A 14,363-nucleotide genomic window follows, 5' to 3' on the forward strand; every position below is an offset into this window, starting at 1 on the left:
AACGATCGTATCAAGGCTCTCGGAAGGGATAAGACTGGCGCTGACCGTGTTGGCGTCACCAATCTGCAGATAGACGTTTTCGCGCGTCTCGGTCTGTCCATCCTTGGTGATCGTGATCGTGTACGGACCGCCGACGCGCAAGCCGCGCGCGGAATAGCGGCCAGCGGCATCAGTCGTGACATGACTGACGGTACCCGAGGTACTGTGAATGATGGTGACTTCCGCGCCTGTGGCCGGCGAACCTTGCGAGTCGGTTACCGTGCCGCCGAGGCTTGCCGATGTGCTTTGCGCATATGCGCCGGACATGGCAAACAGCGAAGAAAGCATCAGCGGCAACAACCGCATCGTCAAACGCTTGTTCATTACTAGCTTCCTCTAAAGAATTTGAAACAGGAATCAGGCCAAATCAACCGAGTCGCACGAGCTCATTGGCCGTGTCGCTTCGGAAACCCCTGGAACACCTACATGCTTGAATCGATTTCAGCCGGCTCTGTGGCGGGTGCTGCAGGCCGGCGGGAAATTAACCCTAGTTTAACCCGGCTTCATGACAGATTTCTAACAAAATCGGCTCTTGATTTTGCGCTCGGCCATAAGCCTCGTCTCGTCTGTGCAGACGATCGCGGAAGCGATACCTGCCGTCGGGTATCAGATAGGCCGTAAAATCATAGGCTTGCCCGAGCTACCTGAAGCAAGGCATCAATCAGGAAGCCAGCCGCACGTAGGCAACCGCACCATCGAGGAACATCTGCACGGACAAGGCCACCAGCAACATGCCCATCAATCGCTCGACCGCCAGCAACACGCTGGCACCGAGCCAGCGATACAGATAGGTGGAAGACACCAGGATCACTGAAGTGGCGAGCCAGGCCAGAAACAAGGCGATGCTCCAATCCACGGTTCGGCCCGGGTTGCCGTTGGCCAGCAGCATGACCGCCGCCATTGTCGAAGGTCCGGCGACGGCAGGAATCGCCATCGGCACGATGAATGGTTCGGTATCCAGATCACCGCCGAAAATGCCATCGCGCGAGGGGAAAATCATGCGGATGCCGATAAGGAACAAGACAATGCCGCCGGCGATACTGACCGACTCGGCTTTCAACTGCAGCGCACTGAGGATGTATTTGCCGCTGAACAGAAAAAAGAACAATACGACAAGCGCAATCAGCAGCTCCCGGATCAATACCAGACGACGACGCTCGGGGACAACATTCTTCAACAGGCTCAGAAACAGCGGAATGTTGCCGAGCGGATCCATGATCAGGAACAGCAGGATGCCAGCGGACAAGGTGCTCATTGGAATCCGTCCTCAGTCGGTTGATCGGATATCAAGGGTTCGCCCGCGCAGCGCCACGGCGTCCGGACCAAGCAACCAGACCAGCGCCTCTGCGGCTCGGTCTGGCGTTTCGCGCACAAGCGTGTCTTCGCCGAAATAGGCCATTCGGCGCAGCGCCGTGCGCATCGGTGGCGGCAACAAGGCGTGTGTCCGCACAGATCCGTTTTCGGTTTCTTCGTGCAAGATCGATGCAAACGCCGCGAGTGCCGCCTTGGCGACTCCGTAGCTGCCCCAGAACGCCTTGCCGATACGCTGCGGATCCTCGGCCACGAAAACCACGGCCGCATCGTCGCGTTGGCGCAGCAGCGGCAGGCAAGCCTGGGTCAGCAGGAACGGGGCGTTGACTGCGACGTGCTGTATGCGCATCCAGTCGTTCGGCTTGAACTGATCGAGTGGGCGAAGCCCATCAAACAGGACAGCCGCGTGGACAATACCGTCGAGATGTCCGCATTGCAGCCGAATTGCCTCGGCCATATTGGCGTAATCATCCGGCGAAGCACCTTCGAGATCGATCGGATAGATCGCGGGCCTGGCCGCACCGAGCGCCTCCAGCTCATCATAGAGCGCTTCAAGAGGGCGCACCTTGCGCCCGGCAAGGACGACAGTCGCTCCCGCTTTCGCACAAGCGAGCGCAGTGGCACGACCGAGGCCACCGAGCGCGCCGGTGATCAGCACAACCCGCCCGGTCAGAGAGCTTTCACTGAGCGGCTGCACGTCGGTCTGGACAATCGGCAACATCGTCATCACGATTTCTGCACGTCGCCGACGATGCGCTGCAGCTCACCGCTGTCGCACAGTTCCAGCACAATATCGCAGCCACCGATCAATTCTCCGGCAATGAACAATTGCGGAAACGTCGGCCAATTCGAGTAACGCGGCAAGTTCGCACGCACTTCAGGATCTTCAAGTACGTTGATCGCGGCAAACGGTGCTTCAACACTTTGCAAAGCCTTGACCACACGACTCGAAAATCCGCACATCGGATACTCGGGAGTCCCCTTCATGAAGAGTACGATTGGAGCTGATTCAACGGTGGTTCTGATGCGATCGAAAATATCCATGCTGATCCTGAGGAAAGTTTGAGCCCTGCCCTGGCAGCTTGTCGGCCCTAGCCGGTTGCGGCTGAAATTTGCTTGAGTGAAATCAGATTTTCGCCAAGTTGCAGGCCCATTGTGGTGCCAGGGGTCAGGAACCGGCGGTCATCTGGGCCGTTCAGGCGGATTCACAACCCAGCCGAGTCAAGTCCTGCGGGCTGACAGCCTTACCCTGACTGGCCAGTCCCCTATTTTATCAGTCTGGAGCGTCACTGGTTGATTTGCTCCGACATAGCTTCATATCCTGAGTGGCTATCGTGTGTTTTTTGCCAAACCTGATTTTGCCCCTGTCCCTCAACCCACCTGCCGTACGGCTAAGGAGTTTCCAATGGCTATCGAACTTCCCGCTCTTCCCTGGGCCAAAGATGCGCTCGCTCCCCACATTTCCGCCGAGACCATCGATTTCCACTACGGCAAGCATCACCAGGCCTACGTAACCAACCTCAACAAGCAGATTGAAGGCACCGAGTTCGAGAACATGGAACTCGAAGCAATCATCAAGAAAGCAACTGGCGGCGTGTTCAACAACGCCGCGCAGGTCTGGAACCACACCTTCTACTGGAACTGCCTGGCACCAAATGCCGGCGGCGAACCGGACGGTCGTCTCGCTGACGCGATCAAGAAATCCTTCGGAAGCTTCGCCAAGTTCAAGGAAGAGTTCACCAAAACGGCAACCGGCACATTCGGTTCCGGCTGGGGCTGGCTGGTGCAGCGTGCCGATGGCGATCTCGCTCTTGTCAGCACCTCGAATGCAGCCACCCCGTTGACCGGCAGCGATCGCGCCCTGCTGACTTGCGATGTCTGGGAACACGCCTACTACATCGACTACCGCAACGCGCGTCCGAAATATCTGGAAGCATTCTGGAATCTCGTCAACTGGAAGTTCGTCGAGAGCCAGATGAGCTGAGAGCCGGGAGTTGGGAATGGGGAGTTGGCAGTAGGAAAGCGACTCCCCCGTTTCTGATTGTAAGCAGTTGGCAGTTTGCGGTTAGCAGGGAACGCCAATCCCGGTATCGGAAGGCCCACACACCTTCTGTTCGTGGTGAGCCTGTCGAACCATGAACGGAAGTTTCCGAAGCACTTCGATTGCATGAGAGTGTCCCGCTACAGGTTCGTGTGGGGAGCGGCTCCTGGTCCTCCCATTTCCCACTCCCCACTCCCTGCTTCACAACTCACCGATTCATCAGCACATCAATTACCGGCTGCACTTGTGCTTCGCGATCAAGTGCACGGCCTACCCGTTGCAGTCGTTCGATCAACTCCTCCGCGCTGTCGGCACACAGGGTGGCATGGCCGATTTTGCGTCCCGGGCGCGCAGCTTTGCCGTAGTCGTGCCAATGCCCGCGAGCTTCCGCCAGAATCGGGGTTGCATCGGGCAGTTCTCCGATCCAGTTCAACATGACGCTGTGGCCGAGCGCCTGGGTATCGCCCAGGGGCAGGCCGAGAACGGCACGCACATGATTTTCAAACTGGCTGCAAGCAGTTCCTTCGATGGTCCAGTGTCCGGAATTGTGCACGCGTGGCGCCATCTCGTTGCCCAGTAGCTGGCCGTCGCAAACAAAAAGTTCCAATGCGAAAACTCCGACATAGTCGAGGCGTTCGGCAAGCGCACGTGCGCGTGCGACGGCGCGTCGCTGAATCTCTTCGTCGACAACGATCGGAGCCAGGCTTGCAGACAGAACGGCATTCTGGTGCCAATTTCGAGTCAGTGGATAATGTCGAAACTCGCCACTTCTCGAGCGTACGGCAACTACCGAAATTTCACTTTCAAAGTTGACAAAAGCTTCGAGAATCAGAGGCACGCCGCCGAGCTTCTCCCATGCCGCATCGATGTCTGAATGCTGGCGCAAGATGAATTGTCCCTTGCCGTCATAGCCGAGCCGACGCGTTTTCAGGACCGCTGGCAAGGACACTTTGTCGACCGCCTGGCGCAAGTCCTGGATGCTGTCTACGGCCGAGAACTCCGGAGTCTCCAGGCCGATCTCTGCGAACAGCGTCTTTTCAAGCAGACGATCCTGGGACACGGACAAAGCCGCGGGATTGGGGAAGACGCGCGTATGCGTGGTAAGCCACTCTGCGGTCTCGGCCGGGACGTTCTCGAAATCGAAGGTGGCGACATCAATCTGGTCAGCGAATCCCTGCAAGGGACCAAAATCGCGCCAGTCCGCCTGCAATAGCGGCGCGACCTGGCCTGCGCAGGCATCCTCCGCATTGTCGACAACCAGAAATTTATGCCCAAGCGGGGCACCCGCAATTGCAAGCATGCGGGCGAGTTGTCCGCCCCCGAGAATGCCGATGGTTGCCACGATTACTCCTGTCTTGGATCAGAATGTGCGAGCACGCTTTCGGTCTGCTCACTACGGAAGGCTTCAAGCCGCGCAGCAAGTTCCGGGTCGGTCACGGCAAGCATGGCGGCTGCAAAAAGACTTGCGTTGATCGCACCGGCACGCCCGATGGCAAAGGTGGCAACCGGAATTCCGGCTGGCATCTGCGCGATGGAGAGTAGCGAATCCATGCCATTCAATGCCTGCGACTGAACCGGGATGCCGAGCACGGGAAGTCGCGTTTTCGCGGCCAGCATCCCGGGCAAATGCGCCGCACCGCCGGCACCAGCGATGATTGCAGCCAGCCCTCGCGACGCCGCTTTTTCGGCATAGGAAAACATCAGGTCTGGCGTGCGGTGCGCCGAAACCACCTGCACTTCATTTGCAATCAGCAGGCGATCAAGGATTTCGACGGCGTGGCGCATCGTCTCCCAATCAGATCGGGATCCCATTACGACACCAATACGTGGGGATTCAGCGTGGTCTTTCATGGCTGCGGCAACGCAAAATCGTTATTGTACGCATATTGACCCGACAGTCTCCTGACAGCCTGTCTGGCACACCAACAGGAACAAGCATGGACAAGCACTTACTTGAAATTCTTTGCTGCCCGTCGACCAAGATGGCCATGCGACTGGCACGTCAGGACGAAATCGCGGCGCTGAATCGCTCGATTGCGCTTGGCAACGTGAACAGCGTCGCCGGAACATCTGTTGCAACTCCCCTGGCCGAGGCCTTGATTACCCGGGATGGCAAGACCATCTATCGGATTGACGACGGTATTCCAGTGATGCTGATCGACGAAGGCATCAACACACATCAGATTGTCGGCTTTCCTGAGTAGATACTTCTCCGGAATTGTGAGGTACGTCACACTCGCATGGCCTATTGCACATGAAGCCAACGCCGGTCTGATGCAAGCTATGCAGGTACCAATCGAAAGGTATCTGCCACCCCGCATTGAGGTTACATGTCCAGCGCTGAAGACAAACCGGGCAAGATCGTTGAACTCAAGCAGCGCCAGGCTGGCGCAGCGGGTTCGAACGATCGCCTCGGCGAGTTGCTAAAGCTCGTTCGAGGAATTGCTCTCAAACGCGTCAACGGCCTCGTCAGCACGCTTTTCGAAAATGTCGACGACGCCCTGTTTCATCTTGCCGAGCGCGCCGAAAGCAATGCCGTCCAGGTCCAGTTTTTCGATGGCATGCGCGAGGTACGCAAGAAGCGACAGCTAGTCGAACGTGTCTTTCAGGAACAACTCTCACAAATCTTCAGTGATTTCGCCGAAGGCAAGCTCAAGCCAGTCCGCTCGGAGGTGGTCAATCCTTCCAACACCGGCTTGAGTCTCGTCGACGATCAGGAACTGGAAGATTCATTGGCCATCTCAAGCATGGTGGCCAAAGCGGAGAACCGCCTTTCGCGCAACCTGCACCTGGTCAATCAGCGACTCTCGGTAATCAGCGGCGGCAATGCCGTTGAAGATGCCAGCAATCCGATTGGCCCCGCTCCGCTTTGCCATGCGTTTCGTGTGGCTGTGCGTGACTTTGACCTCAATGTCCAGGTCAAGCTGATCATCTACAAACTGTTCGATCGTTACGTCATGTCCGGCCTTGAGCCGCTATACGAAGAGGTCAACGCCGAGCTGATCAAGGCCGGCGTCTTGCCACAGATTCGTCCCCAACTGCCAGCGTCCGTGCGCAATCGAGGCGGTGGAGCCTATTCGCCACGCAAACCCGGAGGGAACGCGCAACAGGACGGTGGCGACCATGGCCATCCTGGCGAAGGCGACTATTCAGGTGGCGCCTATGATGACGTTGCATCGGAGTTGCAGGCGGAGCTCTATTCAACCTTGCGCAGCCTGCTGGCCAGTCGCCGACCGCACCATTCCGATGGCGATGATGGTGGCGGCAGCTATCAGGGCTCCGGCGGCGGCATGGTTCCGAACCTCAGCCCAACCGATCTGCTGAGTGCATTGACGATACTGCAGAGCCAAAGTCAGTCAAATCAGGCCAATGCTGAGAGTGTCGCCGATGCCGCCAAGGCCGTTCAGCAAATCAAGCAGGAGATGCTCGAACAGGCCCAGCGGCTGGGTGGCTCGACTACCAGTGACTACAGCGTTTCAAGCGCCGATGAAGACACCATTGATCTGGTCGGCATGTTGTTCGAGTTCATCCTGCAGGACCGAAACCTGCCTCCGCAGATTCAGGCACTGATCGGGCGTCTGCAGATTCCGTACCTGAAGATTGCCATTCTCGACAAACACCTGTTCGCGCAAAAAACCCACCCCGCACGGCGCTTGCTTGATGCCATGGCCGATGCCGGAAAGAGCTGGTCGGCGGACTCGGATGTCGACAACAAATTGCACGATCGCATCAAGTCGGTTGTCGAAACCATCCTCAGTGACTTTGATGATGATCTCGCGGTCATCGAGCACGAACTGGCCGGCTTCGAACAATTCCTGCATCAGCACAAACGTCGCTCGGAACTGGCCGAACAACGCGCTGCCGAGGTTTCCCGGGGTCGCGAGAAACTGCACACCGCACGTCGGGATGCGGCGCGCGAGATTTTGGGTCGAATCGGAAATCGAGAGCTTGCACCAGTCGTCCACAACGTCCTGTCCCGGCCCTGGGCAAATTACCTGGTCCTGACCGACTTGCGACATGGCAAGGAATCGGCGGAATGGAAGAACGCGCTTCGATTCGCCGACGAGTTTGTCTGGAGTTCGCTGCCAAAGAGCACCGACGCCGAAAAGACTCGCCTGAAAGCCCTCTTGCCGCAACTGGAAAAAGCGCTGAAGCACGGCCTCGGCACGGTGGCTTACCACGAAGGTGATGTCCGAACCCTGATGCAGGAACTGTCGACTTTCTATCAGGGCTTGATCAACGGAGAATCATTCGAGCTCAAGTCGGCCAAGGAAGTCATCGCCGAGAATATTTCGCACGAAACCGGCGATGCAGATCCGGAAGGAGAATCGAGGATTGACTCGCCGCCCGCGAACCAGAGTCCGGTTGAAGAGATCGTGATGTCCTCGGGCAGCATCGAACCGGAAGAGCCTGAGGAAATCGATAGCGCCGATGAATTTGTCATAGCTGCACAGGAAATGAAGGTTGGCAACTGGATCGAGTTCATCGATGAAAACGGCAATCATGAACGCGCAAAGCTCTCCTGGATCAGTCCGATAAGTTCCAAGTACCTTTTCGTCAATCGACGCGGCCTCAAGGTTTGCGACAAGACGGTTGCAGCGCTCTCCGTGGAATTGCGGCGTGGCACCGCTGTCCTGCTTGAGGAAGTCCCCCTGTTCGATCGCGCACTCGACGCCATCGTCGAACGACTGCGCCAGAATCACGCACCCGAAATCTCGGAAACGGTGCCTGCTGTGCCTCCTGCACCTCCAGCACCCCCGGTCGCATCGCCAGAAACCTGAGCATCGACAGCGTCCGTCCCTGTGTTTTACCAACCTCCTGATCACCCAGCGCAGCGTCGGCCAAGGTCGCATGCCCCATCACCCAATTTGACCAGACCCTCAACCTGCAACCGCTGGCGAACTTCCCGTTGACTTGATTTGCGATACTTGCGGCGAACCCAACCAGAGTCCCGGCACATGTCTGATGCATTCGTTCCTCACCCCGATCCGGCACCACGTTTGGCGGTCGCCGCGATTGACCCCGAACTGATTCACAACAATGTGCTTGGAGCACTGGCCGAGGATCTCGGTAGCGGAGATGTCACCGCTGATCTTCTACCCGCCGAGCAGATTGGCGAAGCACGTATCCTGACCCGCGAGTCGGCAATCATATGTGGTCAGGCCTGGGTCAATGCCTGCTTTCAGCAACTGGACGGCCGCGTCAAACTGGACTGGCTTGTCAGCGAAGGTGCGCACGCTTCGGCGGGCCAGGTGCTGTGTACCGTGAGCGGCCCGATGCGAGCCATCGTCAGTGCCGAGCGCAGCGCACTCAATTTCCTGCAGACGCTTTCGGCCACGGCGACAACGACAGCCACCTACGTCAACGCGATTCGGCATACACGAACACGCATCCTCGACACCCGAAAGACCTTGCCGGGATTGCGTCACGCGCAGAAATACGCCGTTCGTATCGGTGGCGGGATGAATCATCGAATGGGCTTGTATGATGCAATCCTGATCAAGGAAAACCATATCGCCGCGGCAGGCTCGCTGAGTTCCGCTGTGGGCAAGGCACGCTCATTGCACCCATCGATCCTTGTCGAAGTCGAGGTCGAAACATTCAGCGAATTGCGCGAAGCGCTGGCAGCTGGCGTTGATCGCATCATGCTCGACGAATTCGAGCTTGAAGAGCTCGCCCAGGCGGTTACCGAAACCGACGGGCGAACAGCTCTGGAAGTGTCCGGTGGTGTCGGCCTCGATCGCGTCCGTGCGATCGCGGAAACCGGTGTCGACTACATATCGATTGGCGCATTGACCAAGCATGTCCGCGCCATTGACCTGTCGATGCGAGTGGTCCTCGCTGGCGATAGCCGGCATCCCTGATCGGGACATTCAAGAACGCGTTGCGATAATCAGATCTTGCCCAGAAACTTGAGTGCGCCCACGGCAATCACGCCGACAACCACGATGGCAGCTATCACCCAGATGATGGCGGAACTTGAACTGTTGCGCGCGGAAGTCGATGCCACATTGACTGCCGGCGATGGTGCCGGCGTCGCCGGCACATGCGTGCCCGGCGCAACAAGCAGAAAGCGCACGGTATCGAGGCGCAGCTCGTCACCGGGTGACAACATGCCCGTATGAACTCGTTTGTCGTTGATCCAGGTGCCGTTGGCCGAGCCGAGATCCTCAACCATGACGCCTTCTGATGTCACCTGAAGCCGCGCGTGTTGCCGTGATATTTCTTCGGCTTGTATCGGAATACCACAGTCGCTCTGTCGCCCGATTGTCATCGTGCCGACAAGGGCGAAGTTTCGCCCGAACGTCGTTCCGGACACACCACGCAACATGAACTTCGGCAACGCCATGCGGACGCGGGTCTGTCCATCAACTTCGGCAGGCGGAGCCGCTTGCGCTTCAGCAATCGCCGCATTTTTCTCGGGGGTCACGACACGGCAACCGATACGACCGAAGAGCAGCAAATCGCCAGCTTTGAGTCGGCTCTCTTCGGTAATCTGACGTCCGTTGAGCACCGTTGCGACGCTTTGGTCGTGAATTTTCACGCTGGCCTTGCCATCTTTCATCTCGATTTCGCAATGATTGACCGCAACTCCCGGTGCAACCAGAACGACCTGGCAATCGCTGCCTGATCCAATCAGCGTGATTCCGTCATTCAACTCGACGGTTGCATGCTCCCCATTCGGAAATATCAACTTCATCCCATCTCCCTCCGAGCGTCTGTGCGCCGGATCATTTGTCCAATTCACGAACCAGGCGAAAGCCAAGGCTGTTCAAGGAAACATCCTCGGAATAGCTGTCTTGTTCCAGCACACTCTCCTTGTCTGCCGCCGAAACCCAACCACGGCCACGCAAGCCATGATCTCGACAATCAGCAGTCAAGGGCGCGCTCTTGCCACAGGCAGCGACCCATTCGCGCACATTGCCATCAATATCAAATACTCCGGCAACCGATCCGTAGCTACCGACCGGCGCGGTCGCCGCGTGACCATCATCGCAGTCCGATCCGGTACGTGATCCGAATTCCTTGCGATAGGCTGCATCAGCCAGATTTGCGTTCTTGCAGGTTGCCGTCGGCGCCTTGCGCGCGACCTCCTCCCATTCCGCAGGCGTAGGCAACCTGTAGCGTTTTGAGGTTTTCGCAGAGATCCATTTGGCATAGGCCTGAGCCTCGGCGAAACGCACGCAAACGACTGGGTGATTGTCACTCTGCTTGATATCAGGTGACTTCCAGTCACGCTTGCGCGATGAGCGGAAAAAGGACTCGCGATCACGACAAGCCAGATTATTGTTGCCAAATTCACGCTGACCGGCGGCACGCCACCAGATCGAATACTCCCCTCGCGTTGTTTCATGGCGCGCGAAAGCCAGTGTCGCGCCGGTCACCACCAGCTCAGGGCCGTTTCGGCCATCGATCTTGTCGTGAAATACATAACCGGGCTTTCCGATTCGAGCGGATTTGGCCAAACCTTCACGGGCCGACTTGTTGTCAGGATCAAGCAACAGTGCCTTTTCGAATGCTGCGTTGGCCGCTTCGACATCCATGGCCGTCGTCGCCGCACGCCCCTCTTTCAGCCAGCGATCAATTTCCTGATTTCGTCGCTTCTTTGCTTCAGCGACGGTCTCAGTCCCTTCATCAATCGATTCGGCAACCTCCTCGGCCTTGTCGAGATAGCCGGCAAATTCTTCAAGGTTGCCAGCAGCAAAGGATTTCTCCGCGAGGTCGAGATAGGCCTTTGCCGTATCCACGATGCCTTGTCTGGCTGCCCGCGACGAGGAATTGATCTTCAAGGCCAGGCTGAAGCGCTCGAATGCATTCATGCGCGGCGGGTTGGTCAGACGCATTCCGGCCAGGTCGATACGAGCCCGGCGCACGAGTTCCGCGACCGGGTCAACAACGGTCGGTACGGTCGAAAGGTCAAGTTCCAACAACCCGGGATCCGAAAAAAGCTCGTCGCTTGGAAGCTGCGGATTCGCCGCAACAGGACTCTCGGCATCCGCTGCGTCGACAGACTGGATTGAAGGAGTCGCGGTCGCGATCGTTGTCACCGTGGAAGAACTCGATTGCTCGACTCCTTGCACTGAAGGTGGATTCTTGTTTCCAGCAAGCAAGGCAAACCCGACCGATCCGATCAGCAGCACACCTGCGCCGGCCAACGCCCATGGCAACCAGGCGCGCTGATTGCCGGAATCAGCGGGAGCTTCCGACTCTGAAGGTGAAGGCGCTGTCTCGGCCATCATCGCAGCGCCAATCCGCGTTGGCGCCTCGCTGGATTGCATAGCGTCATCCAGCGATTCCCGCTTGATCACGCGAGTCGGCGCTTCATGAGCGGATAACGTCGATGCGGCGCCGGACGGCTGGATCGTTCCGAGCGCGGCTATAAATTCCTCGGCATTCTGGAAGCGTTCTGCCGGATCCTTGGCCAGGGCCTTGTCGACAAGATCCTGCCAGTGGGCCTGCGCGGCGGGCAACCGCGGAATGGGTTCGAAGACATGCGCATAGGAGACGGCGAAACCATCCGCGCCTTCATACGGCGGCTTTCCAGTCAATCCAAACCAGACCAGAACACCGAGGCCATAGAGATCCGAACGCGCATCGACATCACTGCCGCGCGCCTGCTCGGGACTCATGTAGTGACTGGTTCCAACTGAAATACCGGCGCTGGTGATTCTTGCCGCCTGAGAAAATGCGCGGGCAATGCCGAAATCTGTCAGCAGTGGCGTGTCGTTGGCATCAAAAAGAATATTGCCTGGCGCGACATCACGATGCACATAACCCCGGTGATGTGCATAGCCGAGCGCATTGGCAATTCCCTCAAGAACCCTGATCAGCTCCTTCTCACTCAAACCCAGGCGGACACGCTGGGCAAAGTCTCCGCCCGGCAGATACTGCATGGAGAAATAGTTGAGTTGGGATTGGGTAACCCCGACATCGTAGACCTGGACGATATTCGGGTGCGCCAGCGAGGCAAGCATTCGCGCTTCCTGCAGGAAGCGCTTGGAGAACGTGGGGTCTGACGCCAACGCCGGGGCCATGACCTTGAGCGCGACATCACGATCAAGCGACGTCTGCAAGGCCAGATGGACGCTGGCCATGCCGCCGACACCGACTTCACGTCTGATCACATACCCCGGAATATCAATCGCCGTCACGTCTGCTCCCCCAACCATCTGACGAGAATTGTAACGAATTGCGGACGATTGTCCGTGAATCGTCAGAATCTATCTTGAATCCCCGCCGCGAACTGCCGAGTTTCGCCTGAAACCTTCGTGGAGCCTGATTTGCTCATCGTCCCGCGCCGATCCCGATTCGATGTTGACCCTGCAAAGGGGCTTTCATGCACGCCAGATCTCAGTGGACGCAAAAATCCGCCAGAAGGGAGACAACCTGCAAGAGACCGATCACTTCTATTTGACAACATGGAGCCTCGGCCGACCAGGTTTTGGTTCTGGTGTGGGCGTCTGTGGTGGCGACGGAGTTGATGGCGGCGCATCTTCCTCGGGAAACATCATGCCTTGCCCGTTCTCCTGAGCGTAAATGGCGAGCACGGCAGACATGGGCACCTCGATTGCATGACTGACGCCACTGAAGCGCGCCATGAAACTGACCGCATCCATGCCGATCTCCAGGCGAGCAACTGCGCGCGAGCTCACGCTAAGCACCACACGATTATCCTTGACCGCGCTTTGCGGTACACGCACCCCCGGAGCATCAGCCTTGACCAGCAAATAGGGCGTCAGGTCGTTGTCGATAATCCACTCATGAATGGCACGCAACAAGTACGGCCGGTTTGAGGTCATTTCTGCTTCCGACACCCGATCTCCTCAAGCGCGCAGGGCACGTTCTTCAGGCGTCATGCTGCGCGCAAACGTCTGGCTATGAAAAATTCGTTCGCCGTAATCGATAATCGATTGAGCGTCCTTCGGCAACTGGATTCCGAGCGATTCAAAGCGCCAGATCAATGGCGCAAACGCGCAATCCGCCAGACTGAACTCGGGGCTCAGGAAGAATTTTGAGGCCTGAAACGCAGGTGCGTTGCTGGTCAAGTCATCCTTGAGCGCCTTGCGCGCCGCTTCGGCAGGTTTGCCACCTTCTTCGATTTGATCAACCAGGGTTAACCAGTCGTTCTCAAGGCGCACCATGGCAAGCCGCAGTCGCGCTCGCGAAAGTGGATCAACCGGCATCAAGGGTGGATGCGGATAGCGTTCGTCAAGATATTCGGAAATGACGCTGGTGTCATAGAGGACCAGATCACGGTCGACCAGAGTCGGTACCGAGTTGTATGGGTTGAGCTCGATCAAATCTTCAGGCGGATCGTCCAGATCGACAACGACATGATCGTAGCTGACTCCTTTTGCTGACAGCAGCAATCGGATTCGATGGCAATGCACGCAATCGCGCGCAGAAAACAAAGTCAGTACCGCCCGCGAACGCTGACTCAAGGCCATGTCGGAACACCTCCCCTATCGGGTTGATCACCCGAAGATCCGCGAAAACCGGGGGAATCCCGGCCGCCCTCTTTCGTCAGCACTCTACTACGCTGCAACGAAAGCGCATAGATCAACGCACTTAGGCCATCAATATGACAGCCCAAGTGATTGATCTTGAAGGACAAGTGCAGGCCTGCATCCGGAGCAGAAAACCTTCGCCAGACGCGTCGTCAGTGCACGTCTTTCCAGTATTCCTGCTTGAGGAAGTAGGCCAACAGTGTGAACACGCCGAGGAACAACAACACCCAGATCCCGATTGATTTGCGCTGCATCGCTGCCGGTTCAGCGGTGTACTGAAGGAAATTGGCAACATCACGGGCGACATCATTGAACTGTTCGGGGGTCAACGTGCCGGGCGTATGCATCTCGAATTCCTCAAACACGGGATCCTCACCGTCTTCGCCCGGCTTGAACTTCGCCGTCTGGATGCCCTGCAACTCCCAGAACGGATTCGGCATCGATGCATTGGGGAACACCGTGTT

15 protein-coding genes are annotated in these 14,363 nt (G+C 57.6%); 4 read left to right on the forward strand and 11 right to left on the reverse strand.

Going from position 1 to position 14,363, the window contains the following annotated elements; all coding sequences use genetic code 11:
* From VFN25_RS03040 to grxD, 4 genes are all read right to left on the reverse strand, one after another.
* A partial coding sequence (locus VFN25_RS03040) for a carboxypeptidase-like regulatory domain-containing protein (RefSeq protein ID WP_325138683.1) occupies positions 1-363 on the reverse strand: 363 nt, incomplete at its 3' end.
* A gap of 337 nt (positions 364-700) precedes the next feature.
* The gene (locus VFN25_RS03045; protein WP_325138685.1) at positions 701-1,294 is read right to left on the reverse strand and encodes a YhgN family NAAT transporter; all 594 of its coding nucleotides are present in this window, start codon (positions 1,292-1,294) and stop codon (positions 701-703) included.
* A 12-nt stretch (positions 1,295-1,306) separates the two neighbouring features.
* Positions 1,307-2,077, reverse strand: a complete 771-nt coding sequence (locus VFN25_RS03050) for an SDR family NAD(P)-dependent oxidoreductase (RefSeq protein WP_325138687.1) — start codon at positions 2,075-2,077, stop codon at positions 1,307-1,309.
* Positions 2,077-2,394, reverse strand: a complete 318-nt coding sequence (gene grxD, locus VFN25_RS03055) for a Grx4 family monothiol glutaredoxin (RefSeq protein ID WP_325138689.1) — start codon at positions 2,392-2,394, stop codon at positions 2,077-2,079. Before grxD ends, VFN25_RS03050 begins: the two co-directional genes overlap by 1 nt.
* Before the next feature lie 361 nt (positions 2,395-2,755).
* Here grxD and VFN25_RS03060 point away from each other — a divergent pair, with 361 nt between their 5' ends.
* Entirely contained in the window at positions 2,756-3,334 is a 579-nt protein-coding gene (locus VFN25_RS03060) for a superoxide dismutase (RefSeq protein WP_325138691.1), read from the forward strand.
* 265 nt (positions 3,335-3,599) lie between these two features.
* Here the strand turns inward: VFN25_RS03060 and VFN25_RS03065 are convergent, their stop codons facing one another.
* Positions 3,600-4,736, reverse strand: a complete 1,137-nt coding sequence (locus tag VFN25_RS03065) for a 5-(carboxyamino)imidazole ribonucleotide synthase (protein ID WP_325138711.1) — start codon at positions 4,734-4,736, stop codon at positions 3,600-3,602.
* Entirely contained in the window at positions 4,736-5,242 is a 507-nt protein-coding gene (gene purE, locus VFN25_RS03070) for a 5-(carboxyamino)imidazole ribonucleotide mutase (RefSeq protein WP_325138693.1), read from the reverse strand. The genes VFN25_RS03065 and purE overlap by 1 nt, the downstream gene beginning before the upstream one ends.
* 86 nt (positions 5,243-5,328) lie before the next feature.
* Between purE and VFN25_RS03075 the strand changes: the two genes are divergently transcribed.
* From VFN25_RS03075 to nadC, 3 genes are all read left to right on the forward strand, one after another.
* Positions 5,329-5,595, forward strand: a complete 267-nt coding sequence (locus VFN25_RS03075) for a Trm112 family protein (protein WP_325138695.1) — start codon at positions 5,329-5,331, stop codon at positions 5,593-5,595.
* Between the two features lie 126 nt (positions 5,596-5,721).
* Positions 5,722-8,172, forward strand: coding sequence for a DUF1631 domain-containing protein (locus tag VFN25_RS03080; protein WP_325138697.1), 2,451 nt, complete (start codon positions 5,722-5,724; stop codon positions 8,170-8,172).
* Positions 8,173-8,349: 177 nt separating this feature from the next.
* Entirely contained in the window at positions 8,350-9,255 is a 906-nt protein-coding gene (gene nadC / locus VFN25_RS03085; RefSeq protein ID WP_325138699.1) for a carboxylating nicotinate-nucleotide diphosphorylase, read from the forward strand.
* 29 nt (positions 9,256-9,284) lie between these two features.
* On the opposite strand, the gene VFN25_RS03090 is transcribed toward nadC, so the two are convergent.
* The 5 genes from VFN25_RS03090 to VFN25_RS03110 form a co-directional block, all read right to left on the reverse strand.
* On the reverse strand, positions 9,285-10,091 hold the full coding sequence (locus VFN25_RS03090; protein ID WP_325138701.1) for an FHA domain-containing protein: 807 nt from the start codon (positions 10,089-10,091) through the stop codon (positions 9,285-9,287).
* A 31-nt stretch (positions 10,092-10,122) separates the two neighbouring features.
* Positions 10,123-12,543, reverse strand: a complete 2,421-nt coding sequence (locus VFN25_RS03095; protein WP_325138703.1) for a bifunctional serine/threonine-protein kinase/formylglycine-generating enzyme family protein — start codon at positions 12,541-12,543, stop codon at positions 10,123-10,125.
* A 255-nt stretch (positions 12,544-12,798) separates the two neighbouring features.
* A complete protein-coding gene (locus VFN25_RS03100; protein ID WP_325138705.1) occupies positions 12,799-13,191 on the reverse strand; it encodes a ClpXP protease specificity-enhancing factor in 393 nt (130 codons plus the stop codon).
* A 24-nt stretch (positions 13,192-13,215) separates the two neighbouring features.
* On the reverse strand, positions 13,216-13,839 hold the full coding sequence (locus tag VFN25_RS03105) for a glutathione S-transferase N-terminal domain-containing protein (protein WP_325138707.1): 624 nt from the start codon (positions 13,837-13,839) through the stop codon (positions 13,216-13,218).
* A gap of 212 nt (positions 13,840-14,051) precedes the next feature.
* On the reverse strand, positions 14,052-14,363 hold a 312-nt coding region (locus VFN25_RS03110; RefSeq protein ID WP_325138709.1), incomplete at its 5' end, for a cytochrome c1.

Source organism: Dokdonella sp., assembly GCF_035703485.1.
Taxonomy (GTDB): Bacteria; Pseudomonadota; Gammaproteobacteria; order Xanthomonadales; family Rhodanobacteraceae; genus Dokdonella.

Excerpts from the sequence above, each read along its gene's own strand:
- VFN25_RS03050 (WP_325138687.1), bottom strand. The coding sequence starts at position 2,077 with ATGACGATGTTGCCGATTGTCCAGACCGACGTGCAGCCGCTCAGTGAA.
- VFN25_RS03060 (WP_325138691.1), top strand. The coding sequence starts at position 2,756 with ATGGCTATCGAACTTCCCGCTCTTCCCTGGGCCAAAGATGCGCTCGCT.
- VFN25_RS03105 (WP_325138707.1), bottom strand. The coding sequence starts at position 13,839 with ATGGCCTTGAGTCAGCGTTCGCGGGCGGTACTGACTTTGTTTTCTGCG.
- VFN25_RS03075 (WP_325138695.1), top strand. The coding sequence starts at position 5,329 with ATGGACAAGCACTTACTTGAAATTCTTTGCTGCCCGTCGACCAAGATG.
- VFN25_RS03090 (WP_325138701.1), bottom strand. The coding sequence starts at position 10,091 with ATGAAGTTGATATTTCCGAATGGGGAGCATGCAACCGTCGAGTTGAAT.
- VFN25_RS03100 (WP_325138705.1), bottom strand. The coding sequence starts at position 13,191 with ATGACCTCAAACCGGCCGTACTTGTTGCGTGCCATTCATGAGTGGATT.
- nadC (WP_325138699.1), top strand. The coding sequence starts at position 8,350 with ATGTCTGATGCATTCGTTCCTCACCCCGATCCGGCACCACGTTTGGCG.
- VFN25_RS03080 (WP_325138697.1), top strand. The coding sequence starts at position 5,722 with ATGTCCAGCGCTGAAGACAAACCGGGCAAGATCGTTGAACTCAAGCAG.
- purE (WP_325138693.1), bottom strand. The coding sequence starts at position 5,242 with ATGAAAGACCACGCTGAATCCCCACGTATTGGTGTCGTAATGGGATCC.
- grxD (WP_325138689.1), bottom strand. The coding sequence starts at position 2,394 with ATGGATATTTTCGATCGCATCAGAACCACCGTTGAATCAGCTCCAATC.
- VFN25_RS03045 (WP_325138685.1), bottom strand. The coding sequence starts at position 1,294 with ATGAGCACCTTGTCCGCTGGCATCCTGCTGTTCCTGATCATGGATCCG.